Annotated in this window: 11 protein-coding genes; all 11 read left to right on the top strand. The window is 72.8% G+C overall.

Features of this window, described 5'->3' with window-relative positions; genetic code table 11:
• The first annotated feature begins 58 nt into the window (after nucleotides 1–58).
• Nucleotides 59–226, top strand: a complete 168-nt coding sequence (locus tag ACFV4G_RS10050) for a thiomuracin/GE37468 family thiazolyl RiPP peptide (protein ID WP_380438448.1) — start codon at nucleotides 59–61, stop codon at nucleotides 224–226.
• A 48-nt stretch (nucleotides 227–274) separates the two neighbouring features.
• Nucleotides 275–442: a thiomuracin/GE37468 family thiazolyl RiPP peptide gene (locus tag ACFV4G_RS10045; protein ID WP_380438446.1), complete on the top strand. Its 168-nt coding sequence runs from the start codon at nucleotides 275–277 to the stop codon at nucleotides 440–442.
• Nucleotides 443–616: 174 nt separating this feature from the next.
• Complete coding sequence (locus ACFV4G_RS10040; protein ID WP_380438444.1) at nucleotides 617–2,545, top strand: hypothetical protein; 1,929 nt, start codon at nucleotides 617–619, stop codon at nucleotides 2,543–2,545.
• Entirely contained in the window at nucleotides 2,538–4,187 is a 1,650-nt protein-coding gene (locus ACFV4G_RS10035; protein WP_380438442.1) for a TOMM precursor leader peptide-binding protein, read from the top strand. Before ACFV4G_RS10040 ends, ACFV4G_RS10035 begins: the two co-directional genes overlap by 8 nt.
• An 11-nt stretch (nucleotides 4,188–4,198) precedes the next feature.
• Entirely contained in the window at nucleotides 4,199–5,749 is a 1,551-nt protein-coding gene (locus tag ACFV4G_RS10030; RefSeq protein ID WP_380438440.1) for a SagB family peptide dehydrogenase, read from the top strand.
• On the top strand, nucleotides 5,749–8,406 hold the full coding sequence (locus ACFV4G_RS10025; protein WP_380438438.1) for a lantibiotic dehydratase: 2,658 nt from the start codon (nucleotides 5,749–5,751) through the stop codon (nucleotides 8,404–8,406). The genes ACFV4G_RS10030 and ACFV4G_RS10025 overlap by 1 nt, the downstream gene beginning before the upstream one ends.
• Complete coding sequence (locus ACFV4G_RS10020; protein WP_380438436.1) at nucleotides 8,399–9,373, top strand: lantibiotic dehydratase C-terminal domain-containing protein; 975 nt, start codon at nucleotides 8,399–8,401, stop codon at nucleotides 9,371–9,373. Before ACFV4G_RS10025 ends, ACFV4G_RS10020 begins: the two co-directional genes overlap by 8 nt.
• Before the next feature lie 3 nt (nucleotides 9,374–9,376).
• Entirely contained in the window at nucleotides 9,377–10,792 is a 1,416-nt protein-coding gene (locus ACFV4G_RS10015) for a nitroreductase family protein (RefSeq protein ID WP_380438434.1), read from the top strand.
• An 11-nt stretch (nucleotides 10,793–10,803) separates the two neighbouring features.
• Nucleotides 10,804–12,657, top strand: a complete 1,854-nt coding sequence (locus tag ACFV4G_RS10010; RefSeq protein WP_380438432.1) for a TOMM precursor leader peptide-binding protein — start codon at nucleotides 10,804–10,806, stop codon at nucleotides 12,655–12,657.
• Nucleotides 12,654–15,056, top strand: a complete 2,403-nt coding sequence (locus tag ACFV4G_RS10005) for a lantibiotic dehydratase (protein ID WP_380438430.1) — start codon at nucleotides 12,654–12,656, stop codon at nucleotides 15,054–15,056. Before ACFV4G_RS10010 ends, ACFV4G_RS10005 begins: the two co-directional genes overlap by 4 nt.
• Complete coding sequence (locus ACFV4G_RS10000; protein ID WP_380438428.1) at nucleotides 15,053–16,159, top strand: thiopeptide maturation pyridine synthase; 1,107 nt, start codon at nucleotides 15,053–15,055, stop codon at nucleotides 16,157–16,159. Before ACFV4G_RS10005 ends, ACFV4G_RS10000 begins: the two co-directional genes overlap by 4 nt.
• Nucleotides 16,160–16,165: the final 6 nt, after the last annotated feature.

The raw sequence follows: 16,165 nt of genomic DNA, 5'->3' as shown, positions 1-16,165 counted from the left end.
GGCCCGCATTGTGGGAGCGGGCCGGCACCGGCCCCACGTAGGAAGGGAGGTGAAAGACATGGAGAACTTCGACAACCTGGTGCTGGACGACAGCGCCTTCGAGCTCGTCGAGCTCGGCGAGGTGGTTCCCGCTTCGGTGACCGCCGGCTACGGCCTGACCGAGCTGTCCGCTTCCAAGGGCACCAGCAGCTGCTGCTGCTGCACCCCGTGCTGCTCCTGCACCTGATCCGGTGCGCCCACTGATCGATCCCAGAGAGGAAGGGAGGTGAAAGACATGGAGAACTTCGACAACCTGGTGCTGGACGACAGCGCCTTCGAGCTCGTCGAGCTGGGTGAGGTGGTTCCCGCTTCGGTGACCGCCGGCTACGGCCTGACCGAGCTGTCCGCCTCGAAGGGCAGCAGCAGCTGCTGCTGCTGCACCCCGTGCTGCTCCTGCACCTGATCCGGTGCTGATCTCCCGGCACATGTGCTCTAGCCGGTGCGTGCGCGCGTCAGAGGACCGGGTGGCTCTCGGTCCTTTCTACTGACCAGTCATCAATGCATTCTCGAAGAAGCGGTGGTCATGGAAGTGAACGTCGATCAGGTACGGCCTCGGCTTCGTGGGGACGTCTACGTCATGCGCGTGCCGGAAGGCGCCTACATCCGCAGCAATCTGGGCGGCTCGATGCTCAAGGGCGCGTCGACGTACGAGTGGATCCAGCGGATCGCACCGCTGCTGGACGGCACCAAGACCCTCGGCGAGCTGTGCGCCTCGGTACCGGAGCCCAGCCGCGCCGCGCTGGCCAAGCTCGTTCTACTCCTGCTCAACAAGGGGTACGTCAAGAACGCGCTGGACGACCGTCCGCACACGCTGTCCGGCGAGCTGGTCACCACCTACGCGGCCAACATCTCCTTCATCGAGTACTTCACCGACTCCCCCGAACGGCGCTTCGAGGCCTTCCGCGACAGTTCCGTCGTGCTGACCGGATCCGGCCCGCTGCTTCAGGCGCTGGTCAACTCGCAGCTGCGCGCCGGCGTGCGCACCGTGCCGCTCGCGCCGTTCGCCGAGTCGCCGTTCGACCGCGACCGCGTCGCCGAGCACCTGGACGCGTCCCGTGCGCAGGACCCGGAGCAGCGGATCGTCTACCGGGACGCCGACGCCCAGCGGCTCGACCTGGTGGCCGCCGACGCCACCATGGTGCTGCACGTCGCCGACCGCCCCATGATCGAGCGGGCCCGGCAGCTGCCCGCGGCGGCCGCCGCCGCAGGCGCCGCGTTCGCGCAGGCGGTCGTGTCGGGCGACGAGGCGTGGGTCGGCCCGGTGATCGGCGAAAACGACGACCCCACCGCCTGGGATTCCGCATGGCGTCGATTGTTTGCGCTCACATCCGACCTCGTCGGCGCGGACCTGCGCGACCACCCCGAGGTGGAACCGAGCGAGTTCCTGCGCGGCCCCACCGTCGCGCTGGTCGCCAACCAGCTGTGCTTCGCGGCGTTCCGCCATCTCGCCGGCATCGACAAGGGCGCAGGCCCCGACCACCTGGTCCGCTTCGACCTGGAGACCCTGGAGACCTCGAAGCACACCTTCCTGCCGCACCCGCTCGCGCTGCCCGCCGTTCCCGACGACCCGGCACGGCTGGCCGCGCTGGTGGCCGCGAAGCCCGTGGACGACGAGGAACTGGCCCGGCGCGCGGTGGACTTCGTCGACCCGCGGACCGGAGTGTTCGCCGAGGTCACCGAGCGCGACTACGAGCAGCTGCCGCTGTTCGTCAGCGAGGTCGTGGTCTCCGACCCGGTCGGCCTGGCCGGCGGCTCCTTCCCGGTCCACGGCTGTGGTGAGACCGTGGTCGAGTCCCGCGAGCGGGCGGTCCGGCGCGCGCTCGAAGGCTACGCGGCCGTGATGGTCGACTCCCGCAAGGGCGACCGGCTGTACGGGCTGGACGTGTTGACCGGCGAGCCGGTCGAGGTCGACGCCGCCGAGGTCTTCCCCGCACGGACCGCGGCCTCCGGAACCGACTGGTCCGACGCCGTGCGCGCCGCCGTGGTGGCGGCGGTCAACGACACCGCGGTGGCCGCCCTGTCGACCGCGACCGAACCGCTGCCGCAGCTGGACCTGGACGCCGCCGAGCTGACCCCGCGCGGTGAGCGCTACCTGAAACTGCTGGGGATCGTCGAGGAGTCGTTCGAGGTCCACGACCTGTCCGGTCTGCTCGGCCTGCCGACCTTCGCGTTCACCACCCCCGCCGGCACCGTCGCCTACGTCAGCGGCCTGGACGTCGCCGCCGCGCTGGAGGAGGGGCTGGAGCGGACGCTGCTCGCCTACCAGGCCCGGGCCACGGGCCAGCCCGGCTACGCGCCGGCCCCCGTGCCCGACCTGCCCGAGTGGCTGCGCGGCTCGGCCGCCGGGGGCGCGACCGGGGCGGGGCCCCGTTCGGTGACGCTGGACGAGGTCGTGGCCGGGCTGACCGGGGAGGGCGGCCGGGTGGTCGCGGTCCCGCTGGACCACGATGCCTCCCTGGCCCGGTTGTCCCCGTTCGTGGTGCGTGTCGTGGTCCTCCATGGCTGACCAGCCGCAGGTGCTCCTCGAACCGCACCAGGTGGTCGTGGGGCCGTCGGCGCCGGGCTGCCCGGAGTGCCTGCACACGCGTCGCGTCGCGGCGGCGTCCGCCGAACGCGCCGCCGAGATGGCCGCCGGGGCGTCGGACCGGGAGCTGCCGAGCTTCCTGGCCGACACCGTCGACGGATTGGCCGCGGCGCGGCCCGGGGCCCGGCGGTTCTGGGTCGTCGACACCGCCACGCTGGCCCTGTCCCGGCACGCCTTCCTCGACGACCCGCACTGTCAGAGGTGTTCGGAGGTGCCGGAGGACAGCGAGCAGGGCGCACGGGTGGTCCGGGAGGCGCGGCGCAAGCTGTCGCCCGAATCCAGCCGCGTCCGGCGGCTCGACCGGGGCGCACTCGCGGCGACCTACGTCGACGGGCAGGCCGGCCTGATCCCCACGGTCACCTCCTACCCGGGGCACGCATTCCCGTTCAGCGGGGCTGTCCTGGCCGCACCCGGTGCCCCGGCGGAGCCGGCCGGCTACGGCCGCACCCGGGACTTCACCTCCGCGTGGTCCATCGCGGTGGCCGAGTCGCTGGAGCGGCTCACGGCGTACGCGCCGGCCAAGCGCACCGCCGTCCGGGCCGGTTACGCCGAGGTGGCCGGTGCCGCGATCGACCCCCGCACGCTCGGGCTCTATCCCGACGACCGGTTCCTGATCCCGGACTTCCCGTACCGGAAGTTCACCGAGGACGCGGTGACCAACTGGGTGTGGGGCTACTCCTTCGGCCAGGGCCGGCCGGTGCTGGTGCCGGAGAGCTTCGTCTACTACCGCCTGCCGATGCCCGCCGGCGAGCCCAGGTTCGCCGGCGAGATCTCCAGCGGCAACGCGCTCGGGGGCTGCTACGAGGAGGCCGTGCTGCACGGCATCCTCGAAGTCGCCGAGCGCGACGCGTTCCTGATGGCCTGGTACCAGCAGACCCCGTTGCCTGAGATCGACCCGGCTACGGTGCCCGACCGCCGGATCCCGCTGGTGGCCGAGCGGATCGAGCGGCAGGGCTACCGGGTGCACGTCTTCGACAGCACGCGGGAACACGGGATCCCGTCGTTCTGGACGCTCGCCGAGGACGTCACCGGCGCCGCGCGGCCCAGGGCCGTTTCGACCGGCGGCAGCGGGCTGCGCCCGGCCGAGGCGATCCTGGCCGCGCTGCACGAACTGAGCCAGACCGTCGAGTACCTGGCCATCCTGGCGCTCGATCCGGACTGGCACGACCGTGCCCGGCACCTGGCCGACCATCCGGACGAGGTCGTCTCGATGGCCGACCACCTGCTCTGCGCCGCCAATCCGGCCACCTTCGACCGGTACTCCTTCCTGCTCGACGATCCGGCGACCTCGACCTGGGAGCAGCGGCTCGGACGCTGGCACTGGCCGAGCACCACCGACATCGGCGCGGACCTCGACGAGGCCGTCCGGCGCTTCGCCACGGCCGGCATGGACGTCGTCGCCGTCGACACCACCTCCACAGAACAGACAGCCGGAGGCTTTAAATGCGTCAAGGTGATAGCACCGGGCTCGGTGCCGATGACCTTCGGACACGCGGCCCGGCGGGTGACCGGACTGCCCAGGCTGTCCGAGGTACGCAACCCGCACCCGCATCCCTTCCCGTGACCGGGGGTGCCGTGACCGAGCGCGGGGGCGCTGTCGGCCGGGAGTTCCTGCGGGTCAGCCTGGAGGACCTCGCCGAGGCGATGGAGGCCCGGCAGTCGGAGTACGCCAACCCGGACGAGCCGCTGAAGTTCAAGATCTACCGGGGCCGGCCCCGACGCCCGCTGACGACCAGGGTCCCCCAGGAGTTGCGCGAGGTCGAGGCGTTCGACGAAGCGGCGCTGTCGACGCTGCTGCGCTACGGCTACGGCCTCTCCCGGCAGGAGTTCGACACCAACGGGACCTGGCCCTACCACCGGATGGTCGCGTCCGCGCGCTGCCTGTTCGGTGTCCAGCTGTACGTGGTGCTGCCCGAGGGCGTCTACCACTACGACGCTCCGCACCACGCGTTGGTGCTGCTGCGCGGCGGAGACCACCGGCGGCTGCTGGCCGGCGCGACCGGAACCGCGGGTGATTCACCCCAGGCCGTGTTCGTGCTCTCCGGGCTGTTCTCCAAGGTCGCGTACATCTACCGCGACTACGCCTACCGCCTGTGCACCCAGGAGGCCGGACTGCTCACCGGGAACCTCGACCTGGTCGCCCGGTCCATGGGCCTGCGGCCGCACGTGCACCACCAGTTCGTCGACGAGCCGGTCAACAAGCTGCTCGGACTCGACCCCGACGAGGAGCCGGCCCTGGTGGTCCTGCCGCTGCACCTCGCCGACGCCGACGCCGGCCCGCGGCGCGACCCGGTCCCGCGGACGGCCGCGGCGCTGGCCGCGACCATCGACCCGATCAGTCCGACCGTGGTCCCCGGCGGACTGAAGGCCGCTCAGGCCTGCCCGGCGCTGACGAAGGTCAACCGCGCGTCCTTGCGCACCGACACCGCGACCTTCGCAGCGGCCGAACCGGTCGCGCCCGCCGTGCCCGGCACCGAACCACTGCCCCTGCCCCGGGCCGAGGCCCCGGAGATCGACCTGGCGCAGGTGCTGCGGGTGCGTGATTCGGGCCCCGGGCTCTTCAAGCCGGTCGCCTCGCAGGTCGACGGGGTCGAGCTGTGGGCGCGGCTGGCCCGGATCCGGACCGGGGTCGCCAGCGACGCCGTCCCGGCCGGCGCGCCGGTCCCGTTGGAGATCTACCTGACCGTCGGCGATCTCACCGGAATTCCGGCGGGTTCCTACCGGCTCGACCAGAACACCGGCGCGCTGCATCCGATCGTCCGCGCGGACGCCGACACCGACGCCGTCACGGCGATCGAGCGGGTCACCATCCCCGGACCGGTCTTCCGGAACATGAACGCCATCGTCCATCTCGTCGGCGACCGCGACTGGGCGTTCGACACCTTCGGTGACCGCGGCTACCGCGTGCTCAACCAGGAGGCCGGGCTGCTCGCGCACCGCGTGTGCGTCGCGGCCGCGGCACAGGGCATGTCCGGCCGGATCGTCAACGCCTACCACGCCGAAGGGGTCCGCGCGGCCCTCGGACTGGCCGAGCAACGGCACGCCCCGGTCTTCCAGATCATGCTGGCCAGAACCGGCCCGGGCGGACGCATGATCGTCCCCGTCGAGCCGGAGGGGGTGGAGTGATGGACAGGATGCGAGAAGCCGGCCCCGCCCCGCAGCGGTACGTGCCGGGGTCGTCCGCCGTGGTCCGCCTCGCCGGCAGCCCGGTCGCCGCGCTGGACGGACTGCGCTGCGCGCGGAGCTGGCACACGGCCGGCGAGCTGGTGCGGCTGCGCGGCGAGATCACCACGGCGGCCGGCGAGCTGTCGGACCTGCTGCACACGGTGATCGGCGCCACGGGCGACGGCGAGCTCAAGGCCGGGCTCGTCGCGGTGCGCCGGGCAGTGCACCGCGGCCGCCACGTCCATCCGGCGCGATCGGCCGACGTCCCCGCCGAGCTGGTCGCCCCGCTGCGGGAGTGGGAGGAGCGGCTCGCCGAACGCGACCGCCTGGTCGCGGCACTCCCCCAGGAACTCGAACAGGACCGGGCGGAGAGCTACGAGTCGCTGCTCGCCGCGGCCGGGCTGCCCGCGTTCCAGCTCGGTCTCGTGCACGCCAACCCGGACCTGTTCCTGGCCCTGCGGAAGTGGGTGGAGACCGGGCACGCGCCGCAGCGCCAGACCGTGCTGCGCCTGGCGCAGTACCTGGCCCGCTCCGCCGCGAAGACCAGCCCGTACTCCACGTTCACCAGCAGCGGCCTGGCCGCCTGGGGCGAGGCCGAGGACATCGTCGAGCCGGCCGCGGGGCGGCCCGCCGCGGCGACCGCGACCGAGGTCAGCGTCGGATCGCTGCACCGGATCGCGCGCGCCGTCTGCGAACGCCCGGAGCTGGTCGGCGGCTGTCCGATCCGGATCAACCCCAGCGCCACGGCCGTCGACGACGCGCTGCTGTTCCTCGGCCGTCGGCCGGTCGAGCACGTGCACAGCCTCGCGCTCACCCCGACCCTGCGCCGGGTGCTGGAACTGACCGCCCCCCGGCGCACTTCCGGTCAGTGCACCTTCGACGAGCTGCGGGACGCGCTGCTGGCCGTCGCGCCCGACGGGCGCAAGGTCGACCTGTTCCTGCGCCGACTGGTGACGCTGGGCCTGCTGGAGCCGGTCCCGCCGCTCGCCGACCAGTCCGCGGACCCGGTCGGCGACCTGCGCGCCTGGCTGCGCCGGCAGCCGGGCCTGGAACGGCTGGACCGGACCCTGCACGGGCTGGCCGAGGCGCTGTCGAGCTACCCGACCATCACCGAACCCGGCGACCGGGTCGCCGTCCGCGAGGCCGTGGTCCACGGGCTGGACGCGGCACTGCGCGAGGTGGGCGACCACGCCCACGCCGGCAGCCCGAAGATGGCCCAGGAGTTCGCCCGGTACAGCTTCTACGAGAACGCGGTGCACCCCGGCACGAGTGCCGTGCTGGACCGGGCGAGCTGGCGTCCGCTGCTGGACGACCTCGACGCGGTGCGCACCCTGCTCGGCCTGATCGGGCCCGACCTGCCGTTCAAGCTGACGCTCGCCTCGCTGTTCTGGAGCCGCTACCCGGTCGGGGCGCAGGTCCCGCTGATGGTGCTCTACCGGGACGTCCTGGCCGAGCAGTCCGCCGGCGCCGCGTCGGGCCCGGCCGGGCGCGGGCCGCGCCTGGCGCACAGCCGGTTCGCCAGTGCGGACAGCCCGGTCGAAACGGTGCGCGAGCTGCACCGCCTGCGCACCGCCGGCAAGCGCCTGCTGGGCGAGCGCACGCCCGACCGGGACGGCGTGGTCCGCATCGACCCCGACGAGGTGCGCAAGCTGGCCGCACAGTGGCCGGACTGGGTCCGCACACCGACGTCGCTCGCGGTCTACTGCCAGCTCGCCCATGCCGCACACGGCCCGGAACTGGTCGTCAACAGCATCGGCGGCGGCTTCGGCCGCGGCCGCAACCGGGTGCGGCACATCCTGGACGTGCTCGACCTGCCCGCCGGCGTCCCGGACGAAGCGGGGCTGGCCGCGGGCCGCGACGACGTGCTGTTCGCCGAGTTCGAGGCCGTGGCCCGCTCCGCCGTCAACGTCAGGAAGCCGAGCGTCCGGCTGGTCGTCGACTACCCCGGCGTCCGCAGCACGCGCGAGGACGAGGACCGGGTGACGGTCAACGACCTCCATGTGCAGTACGGCGAGGACGGGTTGCTCACGCTGGTGTCACGCCGGCTGGGCAAGCGGATCTGCCCGGTGCACCCGGGCCTGGGCGCCGACCGGCTGCTGCCGCACGCCGCACGCTTCATGATCGAGGCGTTCGGCGAGTCCAACACCTGGTTCGACGCGTCCACCGAGCTCCGGATGACCTCGGACCCGCGCACGGACAGCGGAGTGCGCCACCTGCCCCGGCTGATGGTGGGCAACGTGGTGCTGCGCCGCGCCATGTGGCTGACCCACGCCGACCAGGTGCCCCGGCGGGCCGACACCCCGACCGGCGAGGCCTGGGTGCTGAGGATCGTCGGCTGGCTGGCCGAACACGGCATCCCCGAGCGCTGCTTCGTCACCGTCCTCGACCCGGCGTCACTGAACCAGGGCGAGAACGGTCAGGGGCCGAACAACGACACCAAACCCACCTACGTGGACTTCGCCAGCACGCTGCTGCTGCTCGGTCTGGAACGCCGGCTCACCGCGCCGGACGCGATCGTGCAGATCAGCGAGATGCTGCCGGATCCCGGCCACGTCCGCGGTGAGCACGTGGCGGAGTACATCGTGGAACTGAACGAGCCCGGAGTCACCTATGTCTGAGTACAGCTGGGTCAGCGCCCACCTCTTCTACCACGGCGACCAGGACGCCGTGATCGTCGGTGTCGTCAGGCCCGCCGTCGAACGGCTGGGCCGGGCCGGACTGGTCGACGGCTTCTTCTTCCTCCGCTACTGGGAGGGCGGCCCGCACGTCCGGCTGCGGGTGCGCACCTGGCCGGAGCACGTCGAGGAGGTCCGCTCGGTCATCGAGGAGACGGCCGCGGAGTTCTACCGCACCTCGCCGTCGCAGTCCGCGCTGACCGAGCAGGCCTACGCCGAGTCCGCGGCCGAGCTCGCCGAGCTGGAGCGGATGGACCACTACGACTCGTTGCACCCGGACAACTCGATCGCGTTCATCGACTACGTGCCCGAGACCGACGTGTACGGCACCGGCCGCTCCCTGGCCGCCGTCGAGAAGCAGTTCATGGCGGCCAGCGTGCTGGCGGTCGAACTGATCGCCCGCGGTCGCACCCCGGGTCAGCGCGCCATGGACGCCTTCGCCATGCTGGCCGCCAACCGCACGGTCTTCACCGGCATCCTGCCCGAACTCGCCTACCAGGCACGGTTCATGGTCGAGAGCGGCGGCGCCGCGGCGGAGCTGCTGCAGTCGGCGGCGTTCGAGCGGTACTTCGACGCGAACAAGGCCCGGCTGCGCACCAGCCTGGAGGCGGTGTTCGCGTCGACGAGGGGCGTGGCACTGCCGGACGCGTCCGTGGAGAGCAGGTGGCTGGCCACCGTGCGGGAGGCCAACGACACCCTGGTCGAACTGGAGCTGCTGGGCAAGCTGGACGCCTACTCCGACTTCGAGGCTCCGGCCGACGTGCTGCAGCACATCAACCACCTGGTCCCGCAGCTGATCGTGGAGCGGTTCACGCACCTGATGTGCAACCGGCTCGGCATCAGCCTGGCCCAGGAGTCCCACCTGCGGCTGCTGCTGACCAGGACCGCCTTCGACCTGTGCGCGGTGTGAGCCATGAGCAACGACGCCACGCACTACGTGGAGAACGTGCACACCCCCACCGAGGTGGTGAACCAGGCGGCGTTCCGGCCCCTGGTCGTCAAGACCTACCCGGGCGCACCGCGCCACCCGCTGCCGTGGCCGCCGGAGAGCTCCGAGCACCGGCTCGGCAGGATGCTCGCCGACCTCGGGGGCATCACCCGGTCGCAGTGGCTGACCCCGCTGGACAAGCTGCCCTTCACCGACAGCTTCGAGGCCATCCCGGACTCCGATCCGCTGCAGTGGCTGGTGACCCGGCGCCCGACCCCGTCAGGGGGCGCCCGGTACAGCGCCGAGTGGTACGTGATCGCCGGTCCCGACTCGGAGGTGCCACCGGGCGTCTACTACTACGACCCGGCCCGGCACGCCCTGGTGCTGCTGCGCTCGGGTGACTACCGGAGCTGGGTCGCGTCCCGGCCGGCCGCGACCGTCCTGGTGCAGACGAACGTGTTCTGGCGGCTGGCCGCCAAGTACGGCGAGATGTACTACCGGCTGGTCTGCCTGGAGGCCGGGATCCAGGTGGCGCAGGCGCTGGTGGTCGCGGGCGACCAGGACGCCACGGCCCGGCTGTGCTTCCCCGACGCCGACGTGACCGAGCTGCTGGGGCTCGACCCGAGGGAGGAGGGGGTGCACGCGGTGATCGAGCTGGTCCCGCCGGTGCCCGCCACCTACGGCGGCCCGTCGCTGGCCTCCTACCCACTCGCCTCCGGCGCGCACTCGGCGGTGCTCGCCCAGAGCCGCCCCCGCCCGGAACCGCTGCCGGCCGCACCCCTGGGGGAAGGCACGCGGATCAGCCTGCCGCATGCGGAACCGGACCTGCCGGCCGGCACCCGGACCCGTCACGCGGCCATGCGCGGCTTCAACGGCGAGACCATGTCGATGGGCACACTGGCCACGATCCTCGCCGGCTACGGCCGGCAGGAGGGCTGGGACGTGCCGGCCAACCTGGTCGAGTTCCACTGCGTCATCGCCGACGTGACGGGCATCCCGTCCGGTGCGTACCGCTACCTTCCCGACGAGCACCAACTGGAGCTGGTGGCCGAGGGCGATCCCCGGCAGCGGCTGCGCGAGGCCGCGCTGGCCGCGCTGCCCCAGCAGGGCGCCCGCACGGCGAACGTGTGGCTGCTGCCGGTGGGGGACGGCGCGGCCCTGGAGGAGCGGTTCGGCACCCGTTGGTACCGCGTGCAGCAGGCGGCCGCCGGTGCCGCACTGCACCGGGCCTGCCTCGCCGCCGCGGCCATCGGCGTGGCGAGCCGGATCCAGAACGACGTGCTCACCCATCTGCTGGACACCTGGTTCGGTCTGGAGGGGCGCAAACGGAGCCTGCTGGTGGCGCAGTTCGGCACCGAGCACCCCGCCGGCCTGCGCCCCGAGTTCCGGCTGACCTGGTGAGGGGAACGGACGTGACAGACACCGTACTCGGCAAGGGCCTCCTGGCCGCTGCCATCGCCCGGCGTCCGCCGGCGGCCCTGGTGGTGGCGCACGACGGCTGGGACACCGGCGACTGGGCGGCGGTGCACGACCGGGGCGAGCCCTGGTTGCCGGTGTGGACCGAGCTCGACCGGGTCGTGGTCGGCCCGCTGGTGCGGCCCGGCGAGCCCGGCTGCGTCTGGTGCCTGCAGAAGTGGCGGGCCGGCGCGCCCGCCCGGGCGCCGTGGAGCAGCCGGCTGCGCGCGGACGACCGGATCGCGAGTCGGCCGTCGGACTGGCTGTCCGGCTTCGCCGCCGAGGCCGTCTCCGAACTCCTGCACGCGGGCGCCGCCGAGGACTGCTGCTGGTTCCTCGACCTGCGCGACCTGTCGCTGAGCCGGCACACGTTCCTCCCGGACCCGCTGTGCGCGGTCTGCGGCGCGCTGCCCGAGGACACCGCGGCGGCGGCCGCGATCGAGCCCCGGTCCCGGCTCAAGCCCCGGGCCCGCTCCAGCCGGATCGGCGAGCTCTCCGAATCCCGGCTGACCGCGCTCTACGTGGACGCCGAGACCGGTGTGGTCGCCCCGCCGCGCGGCATGCGCGACTCGCTCGTGCCGCTGACCGAATCGGTCCTGACCGAGTACGGCTACCAGGGGGAGGCGGGGTTCGGGCGCACCCTCGACTTCGCCTCCAGCCGGGCCACCGCGGTCGCGGAGGCGCTGGAACGGCTCGGCGGCCAGTGGCCCTGGGGCAAGCGGACCACCGTGCGCGGCAGCTACGCGGACCTTGCCGGGCACGCGCTGGACCCGCGCTCGTTCGGCCTGCTCTCCCCGGAGCGCTACCTGGAGCCGGACTGCCAGTACCAGCCGTTCACCGAGGACGCCGTGGTGTCCTGGGTGTGGGGGTACTCGTTCGGGCAGGCCCGGCCGGTCCTGGTGCCCGAGACCCACGCCTACTACCGGATGCCGTTCCAGCCGGGGACCCTCGCGGACAAGCCGTTCACCTTCGAGATCTCCAACGGCTGCGCGCTCGGCGGCTGCCTGGAGGAGGCGATCCTGCACGGGATCCTGGAGGTCGTCGAGCGTGACGCGTTCCTGATGACCTGGTACGCCAGGATGCCCGTGCCGGAGGTGGACCTCGCCCGGGCACCGGATCCGCGGATCGGGCTCCTGGTGGAGCTCATCGAGCGCACCGGCTGCCGGGTCCGGGCCTTCGACACCACCCTGACGGAGGGGATCCGTTCGTTCTGGGTCCTCGCACAGGACACCACCGGTGACGACAGCCGGCCGAAGGTCGTCTGCACCAGCGGCTCCGCGCTGGACCCGGTCGCCGCCGTGCTCACCGCCCTCGGTGAGCTGGCGCCGATCATCGAACAGGAGCAGGTCAGGTACCCGGCCGAGGCCGAGCGGGCCAGGCGGATGGCCGCCGATCCCGAACTGGTGCGGACCATGACCGACCACGCGGTGTGCAGCGCGACGCCGGAGGCGTTCGACCGCTTCTCGTTCCTGCTCGACGGCGACCGCGTGATCGGCTGGGACGAGGTGGTCACCCGCAGCCCGTGGCCGCTCCACGCCGACCTGCGGGACGACCTCGCCGAGGCCGTCGGCCGGATGCTGGCGGGCGGCATGGACGTCGTGGTCGTCGACCAGACCTCGCCGCTGCACGAGGCCGCCGGCCTGCACTGCGTCAAAGTGATCGCGCCCGGCGCCCTGTCCATGACCTTCGGCCACCGCAACCGGCGGACCGACGGGCTGACCCGGTTGCGGGAGGTACCTCACCGGCTCGGTCACGCACCGCGCCCGCTGGCCGAAGCCGACCTCAACCCCCACCCCCACCCGTTCCCATGAGCAGCCACGCCACCACCTTCGGAGTACGCGTCGCGGGCCTGTCCGCCGACGTGGCCGACCGGCTCGCCGACGACCGGCTGCGTCACGAGCTGGTCGCGCTGTCCCGTACGGCCGCAGGCCTGACGGCCGACGCCGCGACGCTGTCCGACCACTGCCACGACGTGATCGGCGCGCTGTCCGAGCCCTCGGCCAAACCCAAGCTGGTGGCGCTGCGCCGGGCCGTGCACCGGCTGCGCGATCCCCGGCGACTGCTCGCCGAGCCGCCGGTCGCCTCGGCGCTGGGACCCGAACTCGCCGAGGACATCGCGGAGTTCGGCCGCAGGCTGGGCCAGTACCGCGCCGACCGTGCGCGGTTGCCGGGCGTGCTGGCCGAAGCCGCCCGGTCCATCGACGGCCGCCTGCGCGAGATCGGCGCGGATCCCCGGTTCGACCAGGGCCTCGCCCATGCCAGCCCCACCCTGCACGAGGTACTCGGACGCAGACCCGGGCGGCAGGAACTGATCCGGCTGGCCGTCTACGCCGCCCGCGCCGCCGTCAAGACCAGCCCGTTCAGCACGTTCACCGCGAGCGGCCTCGGCCGGTTCGTCCCGGACGGGCCGGCCCTGCGGTGGGCCGCGACCGGGCCGGCGCAGTCGATCGTCGAACTCGACCTGTCGGTCCTCACCCCGCTGGCCGCCGGCTCGGCCGAACCGACGGTCCGGGTCAACCCCAGCGCGCGCCTGGAGGCCGGCACCGTCCGCTTCCTCGGCCCCGCGCCGGCGGAGGACCTCCTCACCCTGCCGCTCACCGCCCCGCTGCGGCACTGCCTGCGCGCCGCGGCCGGCCGGCCGACGCTCGCCGAGCTGACGGCGGCCTTTCCCGCGCCGCCGGAGCAGACGGCCGGGTACCTGCGCTCCCTCGTGACGAGCGGACTGCTCCTGCTCCAGCCGGACTTCGACGACCACGGCATCGATCCGACGCAGCAGGTGGCCGAGCGGGTTCCCGCGCTGGTCCCGGTCCACGAGGGGCTGCGCGCGTATGGGAGCGCTAACGGGGCCGACCGGATCGCGCTCGGGGCGCTGCTCCACGAGCAGCTACGGGACCTCGGCATCACCGGCAAGCTTAGGGACGTGCTGACCGAGCAGTCGGTCATCCCGGGAGTCGTGGCCGAGGCGGGCCTGCCGTCCTGGCGGGACGCACTGGACGACCTGGCGACGGCTTGCCGGCTGCTCGCGGTCTTCGACTCCACGCTGCCCTACAAACTGGCGGTCGCCGCGTTCATCCGGGAGCGCTTCGGCACGGAGACGCCGGTGCCGTTCGACCGGTTCTACGCCGAACTCGTCCGCGACGGTCACGAGGCCAGGCGGCTGCACCCCGCCGCGGTCGCCTTCGACATGACCGGGCTGACCGGCACCCTGGCGGCCAGCCCGGTCGCGGAGGTCCGCCACCTGGTGGACCTGATCGCCGAGGTCCGGCGCGCGCTGCCGGACCGGCAGCGGATCGAGGACGTCCTCGACGCGCTGCCGGCCTGGGTGCGCCCGGCCGGCTCGGCCGCCGTGTACGTCCAGCGCGACGGCGACGAGGTGATCGTCAACGCGGTGAACTCCGGCTTCGGCCGGGCCCGTTCACAGGTGCGCCGACTGCTGTGCCACATCGCGGACGACCCGCTCCCGGTCGACGCGGTGTACCCGGACGCGCCGGCGTACGCGGAGTTCCCCCACACCCTCGCCACCTCGCTCAACCAGCGCGAGCTCGCCCTGCCGGACCGGCTCGACTACCCGCCGCCCGCCGGGCTGACGGTCGGCGTGGACGGCGACGGGCTGCCGGTCCTGTTCGACGACGGATCGGTCGTCCGCCCGGTCCACGGCGGACTGTCCTACGAGCGGCAATTCCCGCCGGTCATGGCGCTGCTGGTCGAGGCGTTCGGCGAGAACCCCCTGCTGCTGCGCCCCGACCAGCCGCTCCGGCACGACGCGAGCGCCGGGAACGGGCGGGGCCGCGTCCTGCACGCGCCGAGGCTGAGCATCGGGCGCGTGGTGCTCAGGCGGGCCACCTGGGTGGCGCAGCCCGGCACCCTGCCACGCCGCGCGCCCGGTCAGTCCGACGCGGACTTCCTGCTCGCGCTGACCGACTGGCTGGCCGAGTACGGCCTCCCGACCCGGTTCTTCGTGTCCGTGCTGCGGATGCGCGCGATCTCGGTCGGTTCGACCACGGGCGACCGCAGCCGCAAGCCGCTGTACGTCGACATCGGCGCACCGCACCTCGTGCTGGCCTTCGAGCGGCTCGCCAGGGACCCGGCCGGTGCGGCGGTGTTCTCCGAGGTCGCGCCCGGGCCGGAGACCGCGCTCCTCGATCACCAGGGGGTACCGAGAGTGACCGAATACGTGATCGAGCTCAACTGCCGAGGAGACCGCAAGTGACAGAGCCCCTGTGGCGCACGGTGAACGTGTTCCACCATGACACCGACCGCACCGACCTGCTGCTCGACGCGGTCCGCCCGTTCATCACGGCGGTGGCCCCTTCGGCGCTCCGGGTGTACTACCAGCCGCACTGGCGGCGCGGGCCGCACGTGCGCATCCCGATCCAGGCGAGCGCCGAGGTCTTCGAGGAGGTCGTCGCCCCGGCCGTGGCCGGCGTGCTCGATCCGTACCTGCGAGCGCACCCTTCGACGGTCGTCCTCGACCAGCAGGCGGCGCACGCGGAGCACCTCCGGCTGGCCGCGCTGGAGAGCGAACGCGGGCCGCTGACCCGCTGGGCGGCCAACAACACCGTCGAGGTCGAGCCCTACGACCGGCGCGAGCACGTGCTCGGCGGACCGGCCGCCGCGGACCTGCTCGCCGACTACTACGTCGACACCAACGGCATCGTCTTCGACATCCTCAACCAGGTCCGCGGCGGCGGTTCGAAGATGGCGCTCGCGGTGGACCTGTTCATCGCGGCCGCGCACCGGTTCCTGCCGCCGGTGACCTACGGCTACATGTCCTTCCGCGGACACGCCGACGCCTTCCTCGCGAAGATGCCCGACGGCCTGCGCACGCGGTTCGACCACGTCTACGAGGCCAACGCCGAGACCTTCCGGCAGCGCCTCGTCGAGATCACCGCCGCCGCGGACTACCACGACACCGTCCGCTACGCCGCCCTGCTCGACGCGCTGCTGCTCTACCGCAACCAGGCCAACGGGCTGATCGCGACCGGTGAGCTGGCGATCAACACGGACGAGCAGGGCGAGCCGGAGGCCTGGGGCTCGACCTGGAGCGCATGGTCGGACCGCAGCCCGTTCCACCAGGTGCTCGGCGGCCACCGGGGGGCGGCCGACCAGCTCGGTGGCTGGAACGTCTTCCAGCAGTACCGGGTGGTACTCAACTGGCTCTACCTCAACATGTACCGGATCGGCATCGGCGAGCTGGAACGCAACCTGATCTGCCACGTGGTCTCCCGGGCCGTCGAGGACGTACACGGGGTGACCGCGATGAGCCGGATCGAGGACCTGATCGAGTTCGTCGACGGCGGCGGCCGCCTGTGACCGGCT

The sequence above is a fragment of the Kitasatospora sp. NPDC059747 genome (assembly GCF_042732955.1).
Taxonomy (GTDB): Bacteria; Actinomycetota; Actinomycetes; order Streptomycetales; family Streptomycetaceae; genus Kitasatospora.
The sequence above is the reverse complement of the archived record's forward strand: the minus strand, read 5'-3'. Positions and strand labels throughout refer to the sequence as shown.